The organism is Paracoccus spongiarum, assembly GCF_030732095.1.
GTDB classification, from domain to species: domain Bacteria; phylum Pseudomonadota; class Alphaproteobacteria; order Rhodobacterales; family Rhodobacteraceae; genus Paracoccus; species Paracoccus spongiarum.
The window spans coordinates 114,797-139,285 of sequence record NZ_JAVAMQ010000005.1 but is presented as its reverse complement, the minus strand read 5'-3'; the positions used below and the strand labels follow the sequence as shown (position 1 = coordinate 139,285).

The following is a 24,489-nucleotide window of genomic DNA, read 5'->3' as shown; positions in this document are numbered from 1 at the left end:
CTTGCGGCCACCGCCCGTCCGACCCGCACCCCAGTAAATTCGCAGGTCAGAAACACCCTTTACCCGACGGGCCGCACCCCCAACCCGTCATCACCGAGAACCTGGCCGCACCCGAGGCCGAGTGGGAATTGCCGCGGGGCAGGTCCGGGTTCCTGTCATCACCCTAGCGCGATCCGCGCCGCTGTTCTGTGTCCTGGAACACAGAAGCCGCATCGGCAGGGGGCTAGTGCTGGGATGTGCGGCGATGTCCCGAAGGGACCGGCCGCGCCATGTCAGCCAAGCGGAGCCCTGCGATGGACCCCCTGATCGGCCAGATCATCATGTTCGCCGGCACCTTCGCGCCGCGCGGCTGGGCGCTGTGCGACGGCCAGAGCCTGCGCATCGACCAGCATCCGCAGCTGTTCAGCCTTCTGGGCACGACCTATGGCGGCGACGGGCGGGTGCGGTTCGCGCTGCCCGACCTGCGCGGCCGGCTGCCGCTGCACGCCGGGGCCGGCCCCGGTCTGACGCCGCGCCGGCCGGGCGACCGGCTGGGCACCGAAGAGGTTGCGCTGAGCGAGGCGCAGATGCCCGCCCATGTCCACGAGATGCTGGCCGCCAACCGCCCCGCCGACCGCGACCGGCCGTCGCGGGCGATGCTGGGTCAAAGCCCCTGCTATGCCGAAGGCGACGCGCCGGGCCAGAAGACCGCGCTGGCGCCCGGCGCGATGGGCGTCGCCGGCAAGGGGCTGGCGCATGACAACATGCCCCCGGTGCTGTGCGTCAACTTCATCATCGCGACCGAGGGCCTCTATCCGTCGCGGGCCTGAGGCCGCGCCGGGCGGGCTCAGAAGGTCGGCGGCGTGCAGGCGCTGACGATGAGGCAGCGCGCCGGACCGGGGTTGCGAAAGCGGTGCGGCCGGCGGCTGTCGAAGATATAGGCGTCGCCCGGTCCGAGGCGGCGGATCTCGTCGCCCACGGTCAGCTCGATCTCGCCCTCGATGACGATGCCGGCCTCTTCGGCCTCGTGGCTGTAAAGCGTGGGGCCGGTGTCAGCGCCGGGATCGTAGGTTTCGTGCAGCATCATCAGGCTGTTGCGGCCCGCCCGCCCGATCCGGCGCAGCGACAGCCGGGCGCCGGTCGCCTCGGGTCCGTGAACCGCGGCCGAGCGGATCTCGGGCAGGTCGGCATGGCGCCAGAAGGTCTGCGGCTCCTCGGCGGCCTCGGTGAAGAAATCGACCATGCTGATCGCCATCCCGTCGAGGATCTTCTTGAGGTTGGCGACCGAGGGGCTGATCTTGTTCTGCTCGATCATCGAGATCAGCCCGTTCGTCACCCCGGCCCGCGATGCCAGTTGCCGCTGCGACATCTGCCGCGCCTGCCGCAGCCCGCGCAGCCGCCCGCCGATATCGAACCCGTCCTGGTCCATGCCTGCCGCTGCCCCTTGTCGCCGGGTGATTGTTCTTGTCCATGCGGACGCCGTGATTAATATATTGAACACACTTCGGGGATTCGCACCATGACAAATGCCGACCTTTCCGCCCGCCGCGCCGCCGCCATCTCGCGCGGGGTCGGCGTAACCACGCCGCTTTTCGCCACCCGCGCCGAGAATGCCGAGTTGTGGGACAGCGAGGGGCGCCGCTTCATCGACTTTGCCGCCGGCATCGCCGTGGTCAATACCGGCCACGGCCATCCGCGCGTGATCGAGGCGGTCAAGGCGCAGATCGAACGCTTTACCCATACCTGCCACCAGGTCGCGCCCTATGAAAGCTATGTCGAGCTGGCCGAGAAACTGAACGCCGCCGCGCCGGGCGATTTCGCCAAGAAGACCATGTTCGCGACCACCGGCGCCGAGGCGGTCGAGAACGCCGTCAAGATCGCCCGCGCCCATACCGGCCGGCAGGGTGTCATCGCCTTCGCGGGTGGCTTTCACGGCCGGACCTTCATGGGCATGGCGCTGACCGGCAAGGTGCAGCCCTACAAGGCGGGCTTCGGCGCGATGCCGGGCGATGTCTGGCATGTGCCCTTCCCGGCCGAGGCGCATGGCATCACCGCCGCCGATTCGCTGGCGGCGATCGAGGGGCTGTTCAAGGCCGATGTCGATCCCGCCCGCGTCGCCGCGATCATCTTCGAACCGGTGCAGGGCGAGGGCGGCTTCTACCCGGCGCCGGCCGAGCTGGTCTCCGGCCTGCGCGCGATCTGCGACCGGCACGGCATCCTGCTGATCGCCGACGAGGTGCAGACCGGCTTTGCCCGCACCGGCAGGCTGTTCGCCATGGACCATTACGACGTGGCCGCCGATCTGGTGACGATGGCCAAAAGCCTTGCCGGCGGCTTCCCGCTGTCCGCCGTGGTCGGCCGGGCCGAGGTGATGGACGCGCCCAATCCGGGCGGCCTTGGCGGCACCTATGGCGGCAGCCCCCTGGGCATCGCCGCCGCGCTGGCCGTGCTGGAGGTGATCCGCGACGAGGATCTGTGCGCGCGGGCCGACAAGCTGGGCGGGCAGTTGAAGGCCCGGCTGCGCGCGATGCAGAACGAGATCCCCGAGATGGCCGATATTCGCGGCCCCGGCTTCATGGTCGCGGTCGAGTTCATCGACGCCGACGGCGTGCCGATGCCGGCGATGACCAATGCCGTCCGCGACGAGGCGCTGAAACGCGGGCTGATCCTGCTGACCTGCGGCGTCCATGGCAATGTCATCCGCTTCCTGTCGCCGATCACCATTCAGGACGCGGTGTTCGACGAGGCGCTGGACATTCTCGGCGACTCGTTGCGCGCGGCGAAGGCGGCGGCCTGAGGCGCCCGGTCTACCCGCGTCGCAGCAGGTAGATGTCCATGATCCAGCCATGCGCGGCCCGTGCCCCGGCGCGGGCCGCGACGATGCGCGGGGCGGCCTCGGCCAGCGGACCGTGGTCAAGGATCTGCTCGGCCATGCCGACGAAGCCGCCCCACCAGATCTGCAGGCCCTCGGGCGGCAGCGTCCGGAACGCGCAACCGCCATCCAGCATCACCACCACGGTCTGTGCGCCCTCGGGCCAGCCCTCGTCGCGCAGGCGCCGCCCCGTGGTGATCGTGACCGGCGCGCCGATATCGTTCAGCGGGATCGCATGGGCCGCGCACAGGGCCTGAATCGCGGTAATGCCTGGGATGACCCGGCAGCGCAGCGGCAGGTCCAGCCGCCCGGCGATCCGCAGCGTGCTGTCATAAAGGGACGGGTCGCCCCAGACCAGCAGCGCCACCCGCCCCCGCAAGGCGGGAAGATGTCCGGCGATGGTCGCCCGCCATGCCGCTGCGATGTCGTCATGCCAGCGGTCCACCCCGCTGCGATAATCGGGGTCGGCGGCGTCGCGGACCGGCAGCGCGAAATCGACGATCCGGGTCGCGGGGCCGGCGTGACGGGCACAGATTGCCCGGCGCAGCCCGGCCAGATCCTCTTTGCCGGCACCCTTCAGCGGCAGCAGGATCAGGTCGGCGGCGGCGATTTCCGCCGCAGCCTGCAAGGTCAGGTGATCGGGATTGCCCGTGCCGATGCCGATCAGGGTCAGCTCGATCATCGGCGCGGTCCTGCGCCGATCAGGCGAAAAGGCGCGGCGTGACCAGCCCGCTGCCGCGCAGCCCGCGCAGCGATTTCGCACCGGCCAGCACCGCGAGATCGACCAGCGGCTCGATCAGCACCACCAGCATGTAGGCCAGACCGAAGCTGGCCACGCCGTCGATGCCCGCGACCCCCTGTCCGTAGATCGCCCAGAACGCCACCCAGGCCACGACCCCGCCCTGATAGGCCGCCGACAGTGCCAGCGCCTGACCATAGTGCAGGTCGACATAGGCCGTGCCCGGCGCGATGATCCGCCGCGCCAGCGCCGAGACGGCGAACAGCGGCACCAGCAGCGTGGTCACGTTCATGCCGTATTGCGGCAGGTCGAGGGGCGCAAAGACCAGCCCCTGCACCAGCAGACCCAGCGCCAGCCCGATCGCCGCGGGCGCGGCCCCGAACAGCAGGAACAGGGTCGAGCCGAGGATGAGATGCACCTCGGAGACGCCGACGGGGTGGTGCGGCAGCACCTCGAAGAAGGCAAGCACCAGCGCCGTGGTCAGCGCGCTGCGCAGCGCCAGCGAGGGCAGGCCGCGTTCGCGCAGGCCGTCCGATGCAAGTTTCAGCGTGACGGCGCCCGCGGCGGCGGCGGTGGCATGGCTCAGCGCGATCTTGGCGCCGGCGACAATTCCGGGTTCGATATGCATGTCAGTCTCCTGTGGCCGTCACACCCGACGGCGAATGGCGATGTGCTGACGGCCGGTCTCCTGGCTTGCGGGTCGATGCGGGGCCCCGGCCTTCCCGGCCCCTGCGGGGCCAGTGGCATAGTCGAGGCACGCTCTCCGCATACAGTCGCGGGGGCGGCTGGGGCTTCGGGCGCCGCGATTTGGTCCGCCCTTCCCCATTCCCGATGAAGCCCGACGCGTCGCGTCTTGACGGGCACCGATCAGGCCGCCAGCTAGACGGCATCGCGGCGGCGGGGTCAAGCTTTCTGCGCCCGCGAGATGAGGTGGAAGAAGGTCCCGCTGACCCGCCCGCCGCCCGCCATGACCCGGCACGAGCCGGTTTCCGGCACCGCCTGCCCGTTCGCGTCGGTGACGGCGGCCAGCGGCGCGTCGGGCTGCGACAGGATCGAGGCATAGTGGAATTCATGCCCGCGCAGCGCCGCGCCGCCGTCGATCCCGGCCAGCGGCGCAACCAGCCGCGCCAGCCGATAGCCCAGATGCATCCGGCGTTTCTGGTAGCTGGTCTCCAGCCCCAGCAGCCCGGCCATCCCGTGCCTGACGCCCCCGGCATCGACCAGACCGGCGCCCAGCACCATGTAGCCGCCACATTCGCCATGCACCGGGCGGGTCCGGGCAAAGCGCGCCAGCCCGGCACGGAACCGCTGTGCCGCGGCGATGCGGCCGGCATGCAGTTCCGGATATCCGCCGGGCAGCCAGCAGGCATCGGCGCCCTCATCGGGCGGCTGGTCGTCCAGCGGCGAGAAGGGCAGGATCGTCGCGCCCTGCCGGCGCCATTCCGACAGCAGGTGCGGATAGACAAAGCTGAAGGCGGCATCGCGGGCCATCGCGATCCGCTGGCCGGGCGGCGGCAGCGGTCTGTGCGGCCGATGTTCCGGCACCGCGCGGCTTGCCGCCGCCGCGACGATCGCATCCAGGTCGCAATGCGCGGCGATGAAGTCGCCGGCATGGCGCAGGATCGCGTCAAGCCCCTTGGTTTCCTCGGCCTGGACCAGCCCCAGATGACGCTCGGGCAGCGCGATGTTGCCCTGCCGGGGCAGCGCGCCCAGCACCGCGATGCCGGCCCGGTCCATGCCCTCGCGGATCAGCGCCTCGTGCCGGGTCGAGGCGACGCGGTTCAGCACCACCCCCGCAAAGGGCATGTCTGGGCGCAGCGTGGCAAAGCCGCGCGCCACTGCCGCCGCCGACTGCGCCTGCCCCGACACGTCGAGGACCAGCAGCACCGGCCAGCCGGTCAGCATCGCGATCTCGGCGCTGGCGCCGATGCCGGCCTCGCCCGGCAGCGCGACCCCGTCGAACAGCCCCATCGACCCCTCGGCCAGGACCAGGTCGGCACCCTGCCGCGCCGCCAGATGCGCGGCGATCTGGCCTTCGCCCATCGCCCAGCTGTCAAGGTTCAGCGAGGCCCGTCCCGAGGCCGCGCGGTGAAAGGCCGGGTCGATATAGTCCGGCCCGGACTTGAAGGGCTGCACGGTCAGTCCGCGCCGCCGCAGCGCGTCCAGAAGGCCCAGCATCAGCACCGTCTTGCCGCTGCCCGAGGAGGGGGCCGACACCATCAGGCCCGGTGTCACGCGGGCCGGGGGCATGTGGTCCGGTGTCATTCGGGAAACCGGGGCCGCGGACCGGTCGGACGATAGCGGCGGTCATAGTCCTGCGCATAAAGGCGGCTGTCCTCGAAGCCCTCGGCGGCCAGCGCCGGGCCCACAAGGATCAGCGCGGTGCGGTCGATGTACTGCGCCCTTGCCGCCATCTCGGCCAGCGGGGCGCGGATCACGCGCTGGTCGGGCCAGCTTGCCCGCCAGACCACGGCGGCCGGGCAATCGGGGCCGTAGAAGGGCAGCAGGTCCGCCACCACCCGGTCCAGCGCGTGGATCGACAGATGGATCGCCAGCGTCGCCCCGGTGGCGGCGAAATTCGCAAGTGTCTCGCCCGGCGGCATGGCCGAGGCGCGGCCCCCGCTGCGGGTCAGCACCACCGACTGCGCCAGCCCCGGCAGTGTCAGTTCTGCCTGCATGGCGGCGGCGGCGGCGGCGAAGGAGGGCACGCCCGGTGTCACCGACACCGGGATGCCGAGTCCGCGCAGCCGGCGCAGCTGTTCGCCCATCGCCGACCAGATCGACAGATCGCCCGAATGCAGCCGCGCCACGTCCTGCCCCGCCGCATGGGCCTGCGCCATCTCGGCGATGATCGCGTCGAGGCTCAGGGGTGCGGTGTTCACGATCCGTGCGCCCGGAGGGCAGTGGCCCAGCAGCGCGTCAGGCACCAGCGAGCCTGCGTAGAGGCAGACCGGGCAGGCGGCGATCAGGTCGCGGCCGCGCAGCGTGATGAGGTCCGCGGCGCCCGGTCCGGCGCCGATGAAATGCACGGTCATCGATGATCCCCGGTGGTGGCGATGGCGGCGGTGGCGCGGCCGCAGCGGCTGGTGACGCGGGCGACGACGATGCGCGCGCCTGCGCCACAGGCCGCCAGCGCCGCCGCCTCGGCGACCGAGCCGGTGCCGTGCAGTGCCAGCACCCGCGGCGATCGGCTGGGCGTGGCGATGCCGGCGACGGCGACAAGATGCAGCGGCCGTCCCAGGGCGCGCAGTTCCGTGGCGCGCAGCGCGATGCCGGCCAGGGCCGCGACCGGGCCACCCTGCGCCTCGGCCCGGGCCAGCGCGTCCAGCAGTGCCTCGGGCGGGGCGCCGGCGCGGCAGCCGATGCCGGCGATCCTCATCGCGTCACCGCCCATTGCACCACCGGGCGCTGCGGCTGCCAGCCCCGCATCCGGCCAAGCGGCTGCGCCTCGGCCAGGTCGATCCGCAGCAGGCGGCCGCCTTGCCGGGCCTGCATCGCGGCCAGCAAGGCCTCGCTGTCCAGGGTGACGGCGTTCGCGACCAGCCGCGCGCCTGGTGGCAGCAGGGTCCACAGCCGGTCCAGCAGCCCGGCCGAGGCTCCGCCCCCCAGAAAGACCGCATCCGGCGCGGCCAGCCCCTCCAGCGCCTCGGGGGCGCTGCCCTGCAGCGCGGCGACCCGGCCCTGAAGCCCGAAGCCGTCGATATTGGCGCGGATGGTCGCGATGCGGTCGGCGCGCGGCTCGATGCAGGTCGCGCGACCCCCCGCCAGCGCCCATTCGACCGAGATCGATCCCGACCCGCCGCCGATGTCCCACAGCGCCTCGCCCCGGCGCGGCGCCAGCGCGGCCAGCGTCAGCGCCCGCACCGCCGACCGGGTGATCTGCCCGTCATGGGCGAAATCGCTGTCGGGCAGGCCGGCCGCCCGCGCCAGCCCGCTGCCGCGGGGCAGATCCGCGCCGCACAGCGCCACGACGACCGGCGCGGCGATATCGCTCAGCTTGAAGCCGGCGGCGCGGGCCTCGCGGACCCGTTCGGCGGGGCCTCCCAGCCGTTCAAGCACGACCATCCGCATCGCCCCGAAGCCCTGCGCGGCCAGCCACTGCGCCAGTTCGGCCGGGGCGCGGCCGTCGCGCTGCGTGGCGATGATCCGGCAGCAGGGCGCGATGCGGGCGCGCAGCACCGCCAGCGGCGCGGCATGCAGGCCAAGGCAGTCGGTCTCCTCGATCCGCCAGCCCAGCCGCGCGGCGGCCAGCGAGACGCTGCCGGGCACCGGATGGGCCTGCCATTCGCCGGGCTCCAGCTGCGCCGCCAGGCTGCCGCCCGCGCCGAACCAGAACGGATCGCCCGAGGCCAGCACCGCCACGGGGCGCCCCCGGCAGGCCAGCACCGGCGCGATGTCGAAGGGCACCGGCCAGTCGCGCCCGCGCGCGCCCGCACCGGCCAGGGCAAGATGCCTCGGGCCGCCAAAGACGATCTCGGCCCCATCCAGCGCGGCCCGGCTTGCATCGGTCAGGCCGGCCAGTCCATCCTCGCCCAGACCGATGATCGTCAACCAGGGGTCAGCAGCCATGCCGCGCGTCCTTCTGCTGGGAGGCACGACCGAGGCCAGCACCCTCGCCCGGCTGATGGCCGAGGCGGGGCTGGACGCCGTGTTTTCCTATGCCGGGCGCACCGCGCGACCCGCCGCGCAGCCGCTGCCGACGCGGATCGGCGGGTTTGGCGGGGCCGCAGGGCTGGCCCGGTTCCTGCACGACCAGGCGATCAGCCATGTGATCGACGCGACGCATCCCTTCGCGGCCGAGATCAGCCGCAACGCCATTGCCGCCTGCGCGGCCGCCGGCGGGGTGCCTCTGCTTGGGCTGGAACGGCCGGCCTGGCAGGCGCGGCCGGGCGACCGCTGGACCCGCGTGGCCGATCTGACCGCCGCCGCCGCCGCGCTGCCGGAGACGCCCTGCGCCGTGTTTCTGGCCATTGGCCGGCAGGGCCTTGCCGCCTTCGAGACGGCAGGGCCGCATCGCTGGCTGCTGCGGCTGGTCGATGCCGGGACCGGGCCGCCGGTCCTGCGGGGCGCGGCACGGGTGATCGCCCGCGGGCCCTTCACCGTCGCGGGCGATCTTGCGCTGATGCGGGCCCATCGGATCAGCCATCTGGTCGCCAAGGATTCCGGCGGCGCCGGCGCCGAGGCCAAGCTGGTCGCGGCGCGGCAACTGGGCGTGAGGGTCATCCTGATCGACCGGCCGGTGCTGCCGCCGCGCGCGGTCGTTGCCGATCCGGCCGAGGCGCTGGACTGGCTGCATCACGCGTCACCCTCGGGGTCGGAGGCGGGGGCGGAAACGGTCGCGCTGCGCGGGGCATAGACCCATCCGCCGACCCTGCGGGTGTGCGAATTGCCGACCAGCACCACCGTGCGCATGTCGGCCATTTCGGGGCGGGCCTCGGCCAGCGTGGTGATCGCCAGCCGTTCCTCGGGGGTCGAGACGGCGCGGGCGAAGACGACCAGTCGCCCCGGCCCGCATTCCTCGCGCAGGATCTGCAGCGCGCGGCCGAAACCATCGGGCCGGCTGGCCGAGCGCGGGTTATAGAAGGCCATCGCGAAATCGCCCCGCGCGGCATGGCGCAGCCGGTGTTCCACCAGCGCGGCGGGCTTGAGGTTGTCCGACAGGTTGATGGCGCAGAAATCATGGCCAAGCGGCGCACCGGCGCGGGCGGCGGCGGCCAGCATCGCGGTGATGCCGGGCAGAATGCGGATGTCGATATCGGTGCGGCCCGTCGCCTCGACCGCCTCGAACAGCGCCGAGGCCATCGCGAACACCCCCGGATCGCCCGACGACACGATCACCACGCGGCGGCCCTGCGCGGCCAGATCCAGCGCGGCGCGGGCGCGGCCCAGCTCTTCGCGGTTGTCCGAGGCGTGCAGCACCAGACCGGGCCGCGGCGCGATCCGCGCCACATAGGGAATATAGCCCAGCACGTCGGTCGCCCCGGCAAGGGCCGCGCTGACCTCGGGCGTGATCTGCGCCTCGTGCCCCGGTCCCAGCCCCGCGACGCTGACCTGCCCGGTCATTGCGCGGCCCGCGCCTGCGCGACCGGGCGGCGGCCCTGGCCGTGCACCATCACGATGGCGAAATAGGGGCAGTCGTCGTCGCCGATCTCGGCCAGACGCGCCACCCGTTCACCGGGCATCGTGCCGCGTTCGATCAGCCAAGCGTCGTCCAGCCGGCCGGCCGCGGCCAAGGCCCGGCGCACCTTGGGCAGGTTGCGCCCGGTCTTCATCACGACCAGCGCATCGGCGTCCGCCATGTGCCGGACCAGATCCGCCTCGGGCAGGGTGCCGGTCAGCACGGTCAGCACGTCGTCGCCCCAGGTCACCGGCAGGCCGGTGGCGTTCCAGCAGCCGGCCATGCCGGGAATGCCGGGGATCACCTCGACCGGCACCAGCCCGCGCAGCCGGACGTAGAGATGCATGAACGAGCCGTAGAAGAACGGATCGCCCTCGCACAGCACCACCACCTCGCGGGCCGTGGCCAGTTCGGCCAGCCGCGCGGCCCAGTGGTCGTAGAACTGCGCCAGCAGGGCGTTGTATTCCGGGCTGTCGAAGGGGATCTCGGTGGTGACGGGGTATTCCATCGGATATTCGCGCACATCATGGGCCAGCATCCCCTGGACGATTCGCCGTGCCTGGCCCTGCCGGCCCCTCTTGCGGAAATAGGCGACATCGCCGGCCTGGCGGATTGCCCGGTCGGCGCGGACCGAGACCAGGTCGGGGTCGCCCGGCCCCAGCCCGGCGCAGATGATCCGGCCCATGCTCATTCCGCCCTGCTGGCCAGCGCGTTCACCGCCGCCACCGTCACCGCCGATCCGCCCAGCCTGCCCCGCACGATCAGCGCCGGGCAGGGCGGCGCGTCGATCAGGGCCTGCTTGGATTCGGCGGCGCCGACGAAGCCGACGGGGCAGCCGATGATCGCGGCGGGGCGCGGGCAGCCGGGGTCGGCCAGCATGTTCAGAAGGTGGAACAGCGCGGTCGGCGCGTTGCCGATGGCGACCACCGCGCCTGCCAGGTGCGGCCGCCACAGTTCCAGCGCGGCGGCGCTGCGGGTGGTGCGCATCTGCCGCGCGAGATCGGGGACCGAGGCGTCCTGAAGCGTGCAGATGACGGCGTTGCCGGCGGGCAGGCGCGGGCGGGTGATGCCCTCGCTGACCATCCGCGCATCGCACAGCACCGGTGCGCCCGCGGCCAGCGCCGCGCGGGCGATGCGCGCCAAGCCGGGGGTGAAGCACAGGTCGCGTTCCAGCCCGACAAGGCCCGCGGCATGGATCATGCGGACCGCCACCAACTCCTCGTCCGCGTCAAAGCGGGACAGGGCGGCCTCGGCCCGGATCGTGGCAAAGGACTGGCGATAGATCGCCGCGCCGTCGCGTTCATAGTCGTGCAGCATCACAATACCTCTGGAAGGCGGGACAGTGGCAGGTCGCGAAGCCGGGGCGGGTCGCCGGCGCGCCCGTCGCGGATCAGGTCGAAGCCGGTGGCAGTGGCGGTCAGGGTCACATCGGCGCGGTGCGGCCAGCCGCAGCCCTTGGCGCAGCCAGACACATGCAGGATCGCGTCGCGCCCCAGGCGCCCCGCCAAGGTTCGGGCCAGATCGCGGGCCAGATCGCGGGTCGGCGCATGGGCCCGCGCGCAGGCCGGCGCGCCGGGGCAGGCGCGCAGGCGCAGGCCCGGATCTCCGGGCGCGAGGATCAGGCCGGGCAGGGCGGGCGGCCGCCGGACACCCTCGACCAGCAGCATCCGCCACGGCGTCGTGCGCAGCGGGCCAAGCGTGGCGAGGCCCTCCAGAAGGTCGGATTCCATCCGGCCGAACTCGACCGCGGCCAGAAAACCGCCGGCGCACGGGCCGGGCGCGCAGGGCGGCATCGCGGCCACGGGGGCGAGATCGGCGGCGGGCGGGCGGATGCCGCGGGCGACCAGCCCGGCCATGCGGCCGCGGCCCCCGGGCGCGCCGCCGCGGTCCAGAAACCAGGCCGCCAGCGCCACGGCCTGATCCGCGCGGCGCAGCCTTGTGCCGGAGGCCATGCCCTCGGCGCGCAGGATCAGCCCGTCATCGGCGCCGCGCTCGATGCGGATATCGGCGGGATCCTCGGCCAGCACGCGGTGCGGGCCGGGGTCGATCGCAAAGCCGAACTTTGCCGGCAGCGTCAGGCCCGACCCCGCAAGTGCCCGTTCGAGATCGGCCGCAAGCCGGTCGGCCTGCGGGTCGGCGAAGGGCGTCACCAGGATGTTGCGGCGGGTCTCGGTGGCCACGTCGGTGTCGATCAGGTCCAGCGCGCGAAGATCCGCGATCAGGGCGGCGTGCCGGGCCGGTGTCACGCCCCGCAATTGCAGGTTCGCGCGGCCGGTCATGTCGATCTGCCCGTTGCCATGCGCGCGCGCCGCCGCCGCGATGCCGCGGGCCTGCGCCTGCGCCAGACGGCCCCCGCGCGGACGGATGCGGACCACCCAGCCATCGCCCGATTCCATCGGGCGCAGCGCGCCGGGGCACCAGCCCTGAACACCGGACCCGGTCATGGCGCGGCCTCCAGCCCGGCGGCGATCGAGTTGCGGCGCGTGACCCAAAGCCCGGCCTCGGCCAGACGCCCGAACAGGTCGCGCATCGCGGCCAGCGCGGCCGGATTTTCGCGGGCCATGAAGGCTGCGATCTCGGGGCGTCCAAGGGTGGCGTCGTGGTAAAGGTCGAAAAGATGCGGCGGCACCGCGCGGGCCAGATGGGCGAAGGCCGCCAGGTGATCCAGCGTCGCCGCGATCTCGGCCGCCCCGCGTGCGCCGTGACGCATCATCGCGCCGGCCCAGCGCGGATCGGCAGCCCGGGCGCGCAGGGTGCGGGCGATCTCCTCGGTCAGGCTGCGGGCGCGGGGCCGGTCCGGCTGCGTCGTGTCCAGATGGTAGAGGACCGGCGCGGGCGCCCCGATCCGCGCCATCGCGGCGGCGAATCCCGCCTCGTGGGCGGCGTAGTCGGCGGCCAGCAGCAGGTCGCTTTCCGCCAGGTCCTGCGCGTGGACGAAGCTGTCGGCCCCGGCAAGCCGCGTCTCGAGCCCGGCGCGGTCCGGCCTCAGGGTGCCGTCGCGCCCGATGGCCCAGCCCGAGGCGGCCAGCCAAGCCTCGCCCGCGGCGGCCCGCGCGGCGTCGGTGAAGGTCTCGGCGGCGATGCCCATGCCCAGCCCGTACTGGCCTGGCGCAGGCGCGTAGACGCGCGGGGCGCGGGCGCGATAGGGGTTTTCGGCGGGATCCTCGTCACGGTCCGCCAGCGCCTCGGCGCCCGTCTCGAACAGCTGCGCCAGCACCGGGAACACGTCGCGGAACAGCCCCGAGACGCGCAGCGTCACGTCGATCCGCGGACGGCCCAGCAGTGCGGGCACCACCACCTCGACGCCCGAGACGCGACCCGACCCGGCGTCCCAGACCGGCATCAGCCCGGCCAGGTGCAGGGCCATCGCGAAGTCCTCGCCGCCGGTGCGCATCGTCGCGCTGCCCCACAGATCGACGACCAGCCCGCGCGGCCAGTCGCCGTGATCCTGAAGATGCCGGCGCAGCAGTTCCTCGGCCAGCCGGACGCCCTGCGCATGGGCGGCGGGCGTCGGCACGGCGCGGGGATCGACGGCAAAGAGGTTGCGCCCGGTCGGCAGGATGTCCTGCCGTCCCCGCGCGGGCGAGCCCGACGGCCCCGGTGCGACATGCAGCCCGGCCAGCGCCCGCATCAGCCCGGCCCGTTCCTCGGCCGCGCAGGCGCCGCTGCCCCAGACATGCAGCCCCTCGCCGAACTGGCTTTCCTTGATGTCGCAGACAAAGCGGTCGATGCGGGTGATCGCCTCGGCGGCGCTGGCGGCGGCGGGGATGCCCAGATCGTCCTCGACCCCGGCGGCGCGGGCCTCGTCGCGGATCGCGCCCACCAGCCGGTCGCGGCGCGCCGGGTCCAGCCCGTCGGCGGTCGAATATTCGTCCAGCAGCCGTTCCAGATGCGCCAGCGCGGGGGGCGTCTGCGCCTCGACCATCGGCGGCGGCAGATGCCCCAGCGTCACCGCCCCCAGCCGCCGTCTGGCCTGCGCGGCCTCGCCGGGATCGTTGACGATGAAGGGATAGATGACCGGCAGCGCCCCGGTCAGCGCCTCGGGCCAGCAGCCCTGCGACAGCGCCACGGCCTTGCCCGGCAGCCATTCAAGCGTGCCATGCGCGCCCATGTGGATCATCGCGTGCAGGCCCTGCGATTGCAGCCAAAGATGAAAGGCGACATAGGCATGGCGCGGCACCCGCGTCAGGTCGTGATACTCGTCGGCCCGCGTCGCGCGGTGGCCGCGCTCGGGTTGCAGCGCCAGCAGCAGGTTGCCGCGCCGGATCGCGGCAAAGCGGAAGCCGCCATCGATCAGGTCGGGATCGTTGTCGGGCGGGCCCCAGGCCGCCGCCAGGTCGTCGCGCAGCCCCGCCGGCAGGCCATCCAGCGCGGCGAGGTAGTCTGCAAGCGGCCAGACGATCCGCGCGTCGCGCAACGCCGGGGCGCCGGCGCCGGGCGGCACATGGTAGCCCGCCTCGGCCAGCATCCGTGCAACCGCCTCGGCCGAGGTGAGCGCGTCGAGGCCTACGGCATGGGCCATCTGCCAGTCGCGGCCCGGATAGCTGGACAGCACCAGCGCCAGTCGCCGGTCGGCCGGCGGCGTCGTGGCCAGCCGGTGCCAGCCCGCGATCCGTGCCGTTGCGGCGGCGATCCGCCCCGGATCGGCACGGTGCGCAAAGCGGCTGAACTGCAGGTCGGGGTCGCGCGGCGCGGGAGCCTTGAAGCTGACGACGCCGGCGAAGATGCGTCCATCGACCTCGGGCAGCACGACATGCATGGCAAGGTCCGAGGGCGACAGGCCGCGCTCGGCCGCCAGCCAGTCGCGGCGGCGGTTGGTGGACAGCGCGATCTGGAACACCGGGCAGTCGAAGCCGTCGAAGGGGGTGCGCCCGACCTCGTCGCGCGCCGAGAAGCCGGTGGCGTTCACGATGACCGCAGGGGCGCGGGGCAGCGATGCCGCCAGCCAGCCGGCAAGTCCGGGCGCCTTCAGCGAGGGCGCAAAGACCCCGCAGGCCGCGAAGCCGGCTTGGCGCAGCGCGCCCAGCAGCGCATCGACCGGCCCGGTATCGGCAGCCGCCAGATAGCTGCGGTAAAAGCTGACCAGCGCCAGCGGACCATCGCCCGGCACCGCCCCGATCACCCCCGCGCGCGGGTCGTAGAAACCCGTCTCGGGCAGGGTCGTGCGGCCCGAAACCGGCCCTGCCGGCAGGCCCGCCGCCCGCGCCATCATCGCCAGCGCGGCCTGCGCGGCCGCCGGCCCGCCCGCGTCGCACAGCCGGCGCAGCGCCCGCAGCGTCGCGGCGGGCAGGGTCGAGACCTCGTCCAGCCGGGGGTCGTCGCGCCCGTCGCCCGGCAGCACGGCCAGCGCGATTCCGCGCCGCCGCGCCAGATCCTGCACCGAGGCCAGCCCATAGGGCCAGTAGGCCTCGCCGCCGATCAGCCGGATCAGGATGGCCTTCGCGCCGGCCAGCGTCGCCTCGGCATAGGTATCGACCGACACCGGGTGGCGCAGCGCGACAAGGTTGCACAGCCGCAGCGGCGGCAAGCCGCCCGCCGCCCGTTTCCAGCCCGCCGCAAAAGCCCCCAGATCGCTGTCGGAAAACGACAGCGCCACCAGATCCGCTGGCGTCTGGCCGGGATCATGGGGGGTGTCGGTCCGGTCGAGGCCGTGGCTTTCGCGAAAGACCACATGCATCAGGCGGGCACGGCCCCGTGCAGCACGGACCGGATCGCGGCCGCGTCCACCGCGTCATGTTCGGCGATCACCACCAGCCGCGACAGGCGCGGCGCCGCCCCCCAGGGCCGGTCATACTGGTGGCGCACCCGCGCGCCGACCGCCTGCACCAGCAGCCGCATCGGCTTGCCCGTCACCGCGACATGGCCCTTGACCCGCAGGATGCCCTGGTCACGGGCCAGCCGCGCGATGGCGCTGGCCAGCATCTCGGGATCGTCGATTTCCGGCAGGTCGATCACCACGCTGTCGAAATCCTCGTGCTCGTGATCCTCGGCGCCGTCGTGGTGGCTGGGCCGGGCGGCCAGGTCGTCCTCGGCCGCCGCGCCGAGGCCCAGGACCAGGCGGGGATCGACGGCGCCCTCGGTCACGGTCAGGATCGGCAGCGGGCGCGGCGCCTCGGCCTCGATCGCGGCGCGGGCGGCGGCGATGCCGTCGGGCCCGGCCAGATCCGCCTTGGTCAGCAGCACCAGATCGGCGCAGGCGATCTGGTCCTCGAACACCTCCGACAGCGGCGTGTCGTGGTCGAGACCGTCATCGGCCTCGCGCTGCGCCGCGACCGCCGCCGCGTCGGGGGCAAAGCGGCCCGCCGCCACTGCCTCGGCATCGGCCAGCGCGATCACGCCGTCGACGGTGATGCGCGAGCGGATCGCCGGCCAGTCGAAGGCCTTCAGCAGCGGCTTGGGCAGCGCCAGACCCGAGGTCTCGATCAGGATGTGGTCGGGCCTGACCGGCATCGCCATCAGCCGTTCCAGCGTGGGGATGAAATCATCGGCGACGGTGCAGCAGATGCAGCCGTTCGACAGCTCCAGGATGTTCTCGGCCGGGCAGTTCGCGTCGGCGCAGCCCTTCAGGATGTCGCCATCAACGCCCATCGTGCCGAATTCGTTGACCAGGACCGCCAGCCGGCGGCCCTGCGGGTTCTGCATCAGGTGGCGGATCAGCGTCGTCTTGCCGGCGCCCAGAAAGCCGGTGATGACGGTGACGGGGATCTTGGTCAGGTCGGTCATGGATCAGTCCTGTGTCGGGCCAAGGGGCGGGATGCGGGCAAGGCTCTGCTTGCGGAAGATGGCCGGACGCTCGCGCCAGGGCACCAGCCCGTCGGGCGCGGCGGCATAGGCGGCGGTGCCGGTCAGGATCTCGGCGGCGTCGCCGGGGCCGAGGCGGCCATACACATAGGACCACTTGCCCGGCGCGCTCAGCGCGACCGAACAGCCCTGCGAACAGGCCGACAGGCATTCGACGCCCCGCAGTTCCACCCCCTCGGGCAGCGCGGCCGAGGACAGCGCGTCATGCAGCAGCGCGCCCGGACGCGGCGCGTCGGGATCGGCCGCGACGATGCGGCAGGTGGTGCAGACGTGCAGAATGGCGCGCATCGCGGCCCCTTTTTTCCGGTTGCGGCAAAAGGGGGGCCAGACGGGCAGGGGCGGCATCGGCCAGCATCCTGCCTGCCGGTCGCGAAACACCCCGTTCGCCCGTCACTCAACACCGCTGGCAGGTCTCCCGGCTTGCGGATCCAGGGTTTCCCCAACGGTCGGCCCACCTTCCCGGCACAAGGCCAGTGGCATCGGGCGACCTTTCCGGTCACGGTCGCGGGGGCGGCTGCTTCCAGGCAGTTGCCTGTCGCATTCCCTCTTCGCCTGTCATAGGACAGGAACCAGCGCAGCCTCACCTGAGCCATGCGCCCCCTCGTTGTCAAGCCGAAGGAGGTCACGGATGACCGCAACCCGCGACGTGCCGCCCGAGGAGCAGGCCCGCCATGCCGCGAGGATGGCCAGGAAGAAGGCCGCCCGCGACCGGATGATGGAAACGAAGACCGCCGAAAAGGGGCTGGTGATCGTGCATACCGGGCCGGGCAAGGGCAAGTCCAGCAGCGGCTTTGGCATGATCATGCGCTGCATCGCCCACCAAATGCCCTGCGCGGTGGTGCAGTTCATCAAGGGCGCCTGGGACACGGGCGAAAGGCGGTTGCTGACCACCCATTTCGCCGATCTGTGCCAGTTCCACGCGATGGGCGAGGGCTTTACCTGGGAAACCCAGGACCGCAGCCGCGACATCGCCGCCGCCGAGGCCGGCTGGCAGACCGCGCAGGCGCTGATCCGCGATCCGTCGATCCGCATGGTCCTGCTGGACGAGATCAACATCGCGCTGCGCTATGGCTATCTGGACGTGCAGGCGGTGCTGGACTTCCTGGCGACCGAAAAGCCGCCGATGACGCATGTGGTCCTGACCGGCCGGGGCGCGCCCGAGGCGCTGGTCGCGGCCGCCGACCTCGTCACCGAGATGGCGATGGTCAAGCATCCCTTCCGCGCCGGCGTCAAGGCGCAGGCGGGGGTCGAGTTCTGAGCCGGTCCCGCCCGCGCGCGCCGGGTGAACCCGAAGCCCGATCGGGCGTTGGGGACGGTGGCCCGCCGCGCGCCGCCCCTTCGCCACCCTCCAGCCGACAAGGATTCCCCGCCCGATGACGCCGCCCGACCTGCCCGCCGATGCCGCGCTGTTCTTGGATTTCGACGGCTGCCTCGTCGAGATCTCCGACCGTCCCGACAGCATCACCGTCCCCGAGGCGCTGCCCGCAAGGCTGGCGCGGCTGCATCAGCGGCTGGACGGGGCGGTGGCGCTGATCTCGGGGCGCGACATTGCCGATCTGCGCCGCTATCTGCCCGATTTTCCCGGCGCCATCGCCGGTAGCCACGGGGCCGAGGTGTCGCTGGACGGCCGGCGGATCGAGGCGGTTCACGGGGTCGACCTGGATGTCGCCGCGCTGCATCGCGCCGCGCGCGACCTGGCCGCCCCGCATCCCGCCGTTCTGGTCGAGGTCAAGCCGCATGGGGTGTCGCTGCACTACCGCGCCGATCCCGCGCTGCGCGGGTTTGTCGAGGACATGATGGCGCGGCTGGCCGAGGCGCATCCGGGGATGGCGCTGCAACCCTCGAAGATGGCGGTTGAACTGCGCCCCGAGGGCAGCAGCAAGGATGGCGCGCTGGCCCGGCTGATGGGACTGGACGGCTTTGCAGGGCGCGTGCCGGTCTATGCCGGCGACGACCTGACCGACGAGGCCGCGATCGCCGAGGCGCAGGCCCGCGGCGGCTTCGGCATCAAGATCGGCGAGGGCGAGACCGTGGCGCGATACCGGCTGCCGGGCACCGAGGCGCTGGCGGGCTGGCTCGACCGCGCGCTGGCAGGCTGAGGGAGGCGAGCATGGCAAGGCTTGTCGTCGTCTCGAACCGGCTGCCCCTTGGGGACAATCCCTCGGGCGGGCTGGTGGTCGCGCTCGAGGATGCGCTGCGCGCCTCGGGCGGGTTGTGGGTCGGATTTTCGGGCGAGCCGGTCGAAACGCCGGGCGATGCGCTGGAATTCCATCCCGGCGCGCGGTTCGAACGGGCCAGCTTCGATCTGTCGGCCACCGATTTCGACGCCTATTACCTCGGCTATTCGAATTCGGTGCTCTGGCCGCTGTGCCATGGCCGCGCCGATCTGATGCGCATCCAGCCCGAACACCTTGACGGCTACCGCCGCGTGAATGCGCGAATCGCCGAGCTGCTGGTGCCGCATCTGCAGCCCGACGACCGCATCTGGGTGCAGGACTACCAGCTGTTCCCGCTGGCCTCGGAGCTGCGCCGGCGCGGCGTCACCGCGCCGATCGGGCATTTCCTGCACATCCCCTTTCCCGGCCCCGCCGATTGCGCGGCGCTGCCCAACCCGGCCGAGCTGTTCGACTGGCTGTCGCAGTATGACCTTCTGGGCTTCCAGGCCCGGCGGGACCTGTCGAACCTGACCGAAAGCGCCCGGCAATTGTCGCGGATCGAGCCGCTGGAGGGCGACCGCATCCGCCTGTGCGGCCGCGACCTGCGGGCCGGGGTGTTTCCCATCGGCATTGACACCGCCGCCTTCATCGACGAGGCCCGCTCGGCCCCCGACGAGGACCGGATGCGCAGCCTGACCGGCGCGCAGATGATGATCGGCGTGGACCGGCTGGACTATTCCAAGGGCATCCCGCAGCGGTTCCGCGCCTTCCAGCTGCTGCTGGAACAGAACCCCGACCTGCACGAGAAGATCTCGTTCCTGCAGATCGCCCCGCCGACCCGCGAATCGGTCGAGGCCTATCGCGACATCCGCGAGGAAACCGAACATCTGGCGGGCCGCATCAACGGCCAGTTCGCCACCGTGAACTGGACGCCGATCCGCTTCATCCACCGGCCGATCCCGCGCAACGTGCTGGCCGGGCTGTATCGGCAGGCGCGGATCGGGCTGGTCACGCCGCTGGCCGACGGCATGAACCTGGTCGCCAAGGAATATGTGGCCGCGCAGGACGTGTCGGACCCCGGCGTGCTGATCCTGTCGCGCTTTGCCGGGGCGGCCGAGACGATGACCGAGGCGCTGATCATCAACCCCCACGACCCGACCGAGCTTGCCGAGGCGATGGCGCGGGCGATGCAGATGACCGCCAACGAACGCCGCCGCCGGCACGCGGTGCTGCTGCGCGATGTCAGCGAACATGATGTCGGCTGGTGGTCGGCCGAATATCTGGCGACGCTTGGCTGAGCCGGCCCTGGCTGCCTGCAATTCGGGCAATTGCCGTCCGTGCGGCCAGCCGCCGCCCGCGTTGCGTTGACAGCGGGCGACGCGGCGCGGCATTGCCGTCGGGCATCCATCGCAGGACACCATGCCCGACACCCTGTTCATCGTCGTGGTCGAGGGCGAGCCCGACCGCGCCGCGACCGTCCTTGACGCCCTGGCGGGCGATAGCGTCAGCCTGCGCGTGATCGAGCCCGGCCCCGGCCTTGCCCGCCGCATCGCCGCGCTGCAACCCGATCTGGTGCTGATCGACGCGGCCAACCCCTCGCGCGACGAGCTTGAGGAACTGACGCTGGCCTCCGGCCCGCTGGAACGGCCGGTGGCGATCTTCGTGGACCGCTCGGACAGCCAGATGACCCGTGCCGTGATCGAGGCGGGGGTCGCCGCCTATGTCGTGGACGGGCTGACGCCGGCGCGGTTGCGGCCCGTGCTGGACGCGGCGGTGGCGCGGTTCGGGATGCTGCACCGGATGCGCACCGAACTGGCCCAGACCCGCGCCGCGCTGGAGGAACGCAAGCTGATCGACCGGGCCAAGGGCATCCTGATGCGCGCCCGCAACCTGCCCGAGGACGAGGCCTATGCGTTGATGCGCAAGACCGCGATGGAAAAGAACCGCCGCATCGCCGAGATCGCGCAAGCCATCGTCACCGCCTCGGAGATGCTGAAATGAGCCGCGCGGTCGATCTGAGTTTCATCCCGCTCCTGGATGCGGCGCCGCTGATCGTCGCCGACCGCATGGGCTTCGCCGAAGAGGAACGGCTGGCGATCCGGCTGCACCGGGCGCGCACCTGGTCGATGCTGCGCGACATGCTGGCGCTGGGGCAGGTCGATGCGGCGCAGATGCTGTCGGCGGTGCCCATCGCGGGCCGGCTGGGGCTTGGCGGCGCCGCCGTCGATTTCGAGACCGCGCTGGTGCTGTCTCTGGGCGGGCAGGTGATTGGGGTCAGTCCGGCGCTGGCCGACGACCTGCGCGGGGCGGGCCTGCGCATCGATTTCCGCGATGCGCTGGCCGCGCGCGACGCGCTGTTGCGGGCCCGGCCCGCGGGCCTGCGCTTCGGCGTGCCCTTTCCCTTTTCGATGCATGCCGAGCTGCTGCATCTGTGGCTGGGCGACATGCCCGGCCTGTCCACCGTCACCGTGCCACCGCCTCAGATCGCCGAGGCGCTGCTGGCCGGAGAGATCGAGGCCTTCTGCGTCGGCGAACCCTGGGGGTCCTCGGCGGTGTCGCAGCGGCTGGCCGAACTGCTGCTGCCCGGCACCGCGATCTGGACGGCGGCGCCCGAAAAGGTGCTGGCCACACGGCGCGGCTGGTTCGAGGCCAATCCCGACCGCGGCGGCGCGCTGATGCGGGCGGTGTGGCGGGCTTGCCGCTGGCTGGATCAGCCCGAATCGCGCGCCACCGCATCCGAGATGCTGGCCCGCGACGATGCGCTGGCGATCGAGCCCGAGGTCATCGAACGCGCCCTGTCGTCGCGGCTGCTGCTGTCGGCAACGGGCGATGGCGTGGACAGCCCCGGTTTCATCGCCTTCCACGACGGCGCGGCGAATTTTCCCTGGCGCTCGCAGGCGGCCTGGATCGGGCGGCAGATGTCGCAGCGGTTGCGCCTCGATGCCGATGCCGCGATGCGGATCGCCCAGTCGGTCTGGCGTCCCGACCTCTATCGCCAGCATCTGGGCGATGTCGCGGTGCTGCCCGCCGCCTCGGCCAAGGTCGAGGGCGCGTGCCCGCAGCCGATTCTGGCCGGTGCCAACCGCGGCACCGTGCTGCTGGGCCGGAACCAGTTCTTCGACGGCCGGATTTTTGATCTTTTGCCCGGCGGCTGATCAAAGTTTCAGCAGATTGCTGCATTGCGGCATGGGCGACGCGGCAAGGCCGTGACAGGCGGCGAATCATCGCGCAACCTGAAGGGGACGAAGCAACGAGGCTTCGCGAATTCCTCCCTCTGCCCGAACGTCCGGGCATCTCGGTAAAGCCGCCGAACCCTGCCGCCCCCTCCTCCCTGCGGCAGGTGTTTCGGCGGCTTTTTCTATTTTGCCCACAGGAGCGCACATGACCCGCCTCGCCCTCGCCCTGATCGCCAGCACCGCCCTGACCGGCCCGGCCCTCGCCGACATGCTGGATGTCGAGAAGCCCGACCTGACGCTTGGCTTCATCAAGCTGACCGACATGGCCCCGCTGGCCATCGCCTATGAAAAGCACTTCTTCGAGGACGAGGGCCTCTATGTCACGCTGGAGCCGCAGGCCAACTGGAAGGTGCTGCTGGACGGCGTCATCTCGGGGCAGCTTGACGGGGCGCACATGCTGGCGGGGCAGCCGCTGGCCGCGACCATCGGCTACGGCACCCAGGCGCATATCGTCACACCCTTCTCGATGGACCTGAACGGCAATGCGATCACCGTCAGCAACGCCGTCTGGGACGCGATGAAGCCGGGCATCCCGGCCGGGCCCGACGGCAAGCCCCGGCATCCGATCAGCGCCAGCGCGCTGCAGCCGGTGATCGAGGGTTATCGCGAGGCCGGCAAGCCCTTCAACCTGGGCATGGTGTTCCCGGTCTCGACCCATAATTACGAACTGCGCTACTGGCTGGCGGCGGGCGGCGTGCATCCGGGCTTCTATGCGGATGGCGACGCCACGGGGCAGGTCGGCGCCGATGTGCTGATCTCGGTCACGCCGCCGCCGCAGATGCCCTCGACCATGGAGGCCGGCACCATCGACGGCTATTCGGTGGGCGAACCGTGGAACCAGCAGGCGGTGTTCAAGGGCATCGGCGTGCCGGTCGTCACCGACGACCAGATCTGGAAGAACAACCCCGAGAAGGTGTTCGGCCTGACCGCCGAATTCGTCGAACAGAACCCGCAGACCGTGCTGGCCCTGACCAAGGCGCTGATCCGCGCGGCCGAGTGGCTGGATGCCGATGGCGGCGCCAACCGCGCCGAGGCGGTCGAGATCCTCGCGCGCCCCGAATATGTCGGCGCCGACGCGCAGGTGATCGCCAATTCGATGACCGGCAGCTTCGAATACGAGAAGGGCGACACCCGCCCGGCGCCGGATTTCAACATCTTCTTCCGGCAGAACGCGACCTACCCGTTCTATTCCGACGCGATCTGGACCCTGACCCAGATGCGCCGCTGGGGCCAGATTGCCGAGGCCAAACCCGACGACTGGTATCTGGATACCGCGAAATCGGTCTACAAGCCCGAGATCTATCTGGAAGCCGCGCGGATGCTGGTGGACGAAGGGCTGGCCGTCGAGGCCGACTTCCCCTGGGACAGCGACGGCTTCAAGCCCGCCACCGCCGACTTCATCGACGCGATCCCCTATGACGGCCGCTCGCCCAACGCCTACCTGGACAGCCTGCCGATCGGCCTGAAGGGCGACCAGACCGTCGCGGGCAATGGCGTGCAGGGCTGAGGAGGACATCATGGCAGCCATCGACCCTACCCAGCTTTCCGCCCCGGATCGCAAGGCCCGGCGTCTCATGCGGATCACCCGCGCCGAGGGCTGGTTCCGCGTGCTGGGCCTGCCGTTCATGGCGCCGCTGCTGCGCGCCGCCGCCGGCGACGATCCGCGCGGGCAGCTGAAGGTGCTGTGGCAGACCCTGTTCGCGCCGGTGCTGGCGATCCTGGCCTTTCTGGGGCTGTGGGCCATGCTGGCGCCACAGGTCCAGACATCGCTGGGGTCGGTGCCAGGCCCGGCGCAGGTCTGGTCCCAGGCGGTCGCGCTGCATCAGGATGCCGTCCGCGAAGGCGAGAAGCGCGACGAATTCTACGTCCGGCAGGACGAACGCAACGCACGGCTGATCGCGGATGGCCAGCCCGACAAGGTGCAGAACCGCGACTATACGGGCCGGCCGACCTTCTACATGCAGATCTGGACCTCGATCCAGACGGTCTTCGCGGGCTTCCTGATCGGCACCGTGATCGCCGTGCCGCTGGGCATCGCCGCGGGGCTGTCGCCCACCGTCAACGCCGCGATCAACCCGCTGGTGCAGATCTTCAAGCCGGTCAGCCCGCTGGCCTGGCTTCCGATCGTGACGATGGTCGTCTCGGCGCTGGCCACGGGCGAGGGCGGGCTGCCGCGCAGCTTCATCGTCTCGGCCATCACCGTGACCCTGTGTTCGCTGTGGCCGACGCTGATCAACACCTCGCTGGGGGTCGCCTCGATCGACCGCGATCTGGTGAATGTCGGGCGGGTGCTGAAGCTCAGCCCCTGGGCGCGGGTCACGCGGCTGGTGCTGCCCTCGGCGCTGCCGCTGATCTTCACCGGCCTCCGGCTGTCGCTTGGCGTGGGCTGGATGGTGCTGATCGCGGCCGAGATGCTTGCCCAGAACCCCGGCCTTGGCAAATTCGTCTGGGACGAGTTCCAGAACGGGTCGTCCGACAGCCTTGCCCGGATCATGGTCGCGGTGCTGACCATCGGCATCATCGGCTTCCTTCTGGACCGGATGATGTTCGCGATCCAGTCGCTGATCACCTTCTCGGACAAGAGGTAA

At 71.8% G+C, this 24,489-nt stretch carries 24 protein-coding genes and 2 riboswitches; of the genes, 10 read left to right on the top strand and 14 right to left on the bottom strand.

The features are described from left to right. The first annotated feature begins 293 nt into the window (after positions 1-293). Positions 294-809, top strand: coding sequence for a phage tail protein (locus Q5Y72_RS07565; RefSeq protein WP_305962796.1), 516 nt, complete (start codon positions 294-296; stop codon positions 807-809). 17 nt (positions 810-826) lie between these two features. Here Q5Y72_RS07565 and Q5Y72_RS07560 read toward each other — a convergent pair whose 3' ends face one another. Next, a complete protein-coding gene (locus Q5Y72_RS07560) occupies positions 827-1,408 on the bottom strand; it encodes a cupin domain-containing protein (RefSeq protein WP_305962795.1) in 582 nt (193 codons plus the stop codon). Positions 1,409-1,498: 90 nt separating this feature from the next. Here Q5Y72_RS07560 and Q5Y72_RS07555 point away from each other — a divergent pair, with 90 nt between their 5' ends. Then, the gene (locus Q5Y72_RS07555; RefSeq protein ID WP_305962794.1) at positions 1,499-2,776 is read left to right on the top strand and encodes a 4-aminobutyrate--2-oxoglutarate transaminase; all 1,278 of its coding nucleotides are present in this window, start codon (positions 1,499-1,501) and stop codon (positions 2,774-2,776) included. A gap of 10 nt (positions 2,777-2,786) precedes the next feature. Here Q5Y72_RS07555 and cobF read toward each other — a convergent pair whose 3' ends face one another. The 6 genes from cobF to cbiE all read right to left on the bottom strand — a co-directional run bounded on the left by cobF (position 2,787) and on the right by cbiE (position 8,159). Continuing rightward, positions 2,787-3,533 (bottom strand): precorrin-6A synthase (deacetylating), encoded by a 747-nt coding sequence (gene cobF / locus Q5Y72_RS07550; protein WP_305962793.1) that lies wholly within the window; start codon positions 3,531-3,533, stop codon positions 2,787-2,789. Between the two features lie 19 nt (positions 3,534-3,552). Continuing rightward, on the bottom strand, positions 3,553-4,218 hold the full coding sequence (locus tag Q5Y72_RS07545) for an energy-coupling factor ABC transporter permease (RefSeq protein WP_305962792.1): 666 nt from the start codon (positions 4,216-4,218) through the stop codon (positions 3,553-3,555). 33 nt (positions 4,219-4,251) lie between these two features. Next, positions 4,252-4,474, bottom strand: a riboswitch (cobalamin riboswitch). 19 nt (positions 4,475-4,493) lie between these two features. Continuing rightward, complete coding sequence (locus Q5Y72_RS07540; protein ID WP_305962791.1) at positions 4,494-5,840, bottom strand: cobyrinic acid a,c-diamide synthase CobB; 1,347 nt, start codon at positions 5,838-5,840, stop codon at positions 4,494-4,496. 11 nt (positions 5,841-5,851) lie between these two features. Continuing rightward, entirely contained in the window at positions 5,852-6,625 is a 774-nt protein-coding gene (cobM, locus tag Q5Y72_RS07535; RefSeq protein ID WP_305962790.1) for a precorrin-4 C(11)-methyltransferase, read from the bottom strand. Further along, positions 6,622-6,969, bottom strand: coding sequence for a cobalamin biosynthesis protein (locus Q5Y72_RS07530; RefSeq protein ID WP_305962789.1), 348 nt, complete (start codon positions 6,967-6,969; stop codon positions 6,622-6,624). The genes cobM and Q5Y72_RS07530 overlap by 4 nt, the downstream gene beginning before the upstream one ends. After that, on the bottom strand, positions 6,966-8,159 hold the full coding sequence (gene cbiE, locus Q5Y72_RS07525; RefSeq protein WP_305962788.1) for a precorrin-6y C5,15-methyltransferase (decarboxylating) subunit CbiE: 1,194 nt from the start codon (positions 8,157-8,159) through the stop codon (positions 6,966-6,968). The genes Q5Y72_RS07530 and cbiE overlap by 4 nt, the downstream gene beginning before the upstream one ends. Here cbiE and Q5Y72_RS07520 point away from each other — a divergent pair. Further along, complete coding sequence (locus tag Q5Y72_RS07520) at positions 8,158-8,946, top strand: cobalt-precorrin-6A reductase (RefSeq protein ID WP_305962787.1); 789 nt, start codon at positions 8,158-8,160, stop codon at positions 8,944-8,946. The genes cbiE and Q5Y72_RS07520 overlap by 2 nt on opposite strands. Here the strand turns inward: Q5Y72_RS07520 and cobJ are convergent. The 7 genes from cobJ to Q5Y72_RS07485 are packed head-to-tail and all read right to left on the bottom strand — an operon-like array spanning position 8,886 to position 16,797. Next, positions 8,886-9,653, bottom strand: a complete 768-nt coding sequence (cobJ, locus tag Q5Y72_RS07515) for a precorrin-3B C(17)-methyltransferase (protein ID WP_305962786.1) — start codon at positions 9,651-9,653, stop codon at positions 8,886-8,888. The two genes, Q5Y72_RS07520 and cobJ, sit on opposite strands and share 61 nt — an antisense overlap. Further along, on the bottom strand, positions 9,650-10,393 hold the full coding sequence (locus tag Q5Y72_RS07510; protein ID WP_305962785.1) for a precorrin-2 C(20)-methyltransferase: 744 nt from the start codon (positions 10,391-10,393) through the stop codon (positions 9,650-9,652). Before Q5Y72_RS07510 ends, cobJ begins: the two co-directional genes overlap by 4 nt. A gap of 2 nt (positions 10,394-10,395) precedes the next feature. Then, the gene (locus Q5Y72_RS07505) at positions 10,396-11,025 is read right to left on the bottom strand and encodes a precorrin-8X methylmutase (RefSeq protein WP_305962784.1); all 630 of its coding nucleotides are present in this window, start codon (positions 11,023-11,025) and stop codon (positions 10,396-10,398) included. Further along, positions 11,025-12,152: a ferredoxin-like domain-containing protein gene (locus Q5Y72_RS07500; protein ID WP_305962783.1), complete on the bottom strand. Its 1,128-nt coding sequence runs from the start codon at positions 12,150-12,152 to the stop codon at positions 11,025-11,027. The genes Q5Y72_RS07505 and Q5Y72_RS07500 overlap by 1 nt, the downstream gene beginning before the upstream one ends. After that, complete coding sequence (cobN, locus tag Q5Y72_RS07495; RefSeq protein ID WP_305962782.1) at positions 12,149-15,385, bottom strand: cobaltochelatase subunit CobN; 3,237 nt, start codon at positions 15,383-15,385, stop codon at positions 12,149-12,151. Before cobN ends, Q5Y72_RS07500 begins: the two co-directional genes overlap by 4 nt. Continuing rightward, a complete protein-coding gene (cobW, locus tag Q5Y72_RS07490; protein WP_305962781.1) occupies positions 15,385-16,431 on the bottom strand; it encodes a cobalamin biosynthesis protein CobW in 1,047 nt (348 codons plus the stop codon). Before cobW ends, cobN begins: the two co-directional genes overlap by 1 nt. A gap of 3 nt (positions 16,432-16,434) precedes the next feature. Next, a complete protein-coding gene (locus Q5Y72_RS07485) occupies positions 16,435-16,797 on the bottom strand; it encodes a DUF1636 family protein (RefSeq protein WP_305962780.1) in 363 nt (120 codons plus the stop codon). A gap of 100 nt (positions 16,798-16,897) precedes the next feature. Continuing rightward, positions 16,898-17,098, bottom strand: a riboswitch (cobalamin riboswitch). 39 nt (positions 17,099-17,137) lie between these two features. Between Q5Y72_RS07485 and cobO the strand changes: the two genes are divergently transcribed. The 7 genes from cobO to Q5Y72_RS07450 all read left to right on the top strand — a co-directional run bounded on the left by cobO (position 17,138) and on the right by Q5Y72_RS07450 (position 24,489). Further along, entirely contained in the window at positions 17,138-17,767 is a 630-nt protein-coding gene (cobO, locus tag Q5Y72_RS07480; protein WP_305962779.1) for a cob(I)yrinic acid a,c-diamide adenosyltransferase, read from the top strand. Between the two features lie 115 nt (positions 17,768-17,882). Then, on the top strand, positions 17,883-18,608 hold the full coding sequence (gene otsB, locus Q5Y72_RS07475) for a trehalose-phosphatase (protein ID WP_305962778.1): 726 nt from the start codon (positions 17,883-17,885) through the stop codon (positions 18,606-18,608). A gap of 11 nt (positions 18,609-18,619) precedes the next feature. Then, complete coding sequence (locus Q5Y72_RS07470; RefSeq protein ID WP_305962777.1) at positions 18,620-19,963, top strand: alpha,alpha-trehalose-phosphate synthase (UDP-forming); 1,344 nt, start codon at positions 18,620-18,622, stop codon at positions 19,961-19,963. A 121-nt stretch (positions 19,964-20,084) separates the two neighbouring features. After that, positions 20,085-20,666: an ANTAR domain-containing response regulator gene (locus Q5Y72_RS07465; protein ID WP_305962776.1), complete on the top strand. Its 582-nt coding sequence runs from the start codon at positions 20,085-20,087 to the stop codon at positions 20,664-20,666. Then, positions 20,663-21,820 (top strand): CmpA/NrtA family ABC transporter substrate-binding protein, encoded by a 1,158-nt coding sequence (locus Q5Y72_RS07460; protein WP_305962775.1) that lies wholly within the window; start codon positions 20,663-20,665, stop codon positions 21,818-21,820. Before Q5Y72_RS07465 ends, Q5Y72_RS07460 begins: the two co-directional genes overlap by 4 nt. 226 nt (positions 21,821-22,046) lie before the next feature. Continuing rightward, positions 22,047-23,408 (top strand): CmpA/NrtA family ABC transporter substrate-binding protein, encoded by a 1,362-nt coding sequence (locus Q5Y72_RS07455; protein WP_305962774.1) that lies wholly within the window; start codon positions 22,047-22,049, stop codon positions 23,406-23,408. A 10-nt stretch (positions 23,409-23,418) separates the two neighbouring features. Further along, positions 23,419-24,489 (top strand): ABC transporter permease, encoded by a 1,071-nt coding sequence (locus tag Q5Y72_RS07450; protein WP_305962773.1) that lies wholly within the window; start codon positions 23,419-23,421, stop codon positions 24,487-24,489.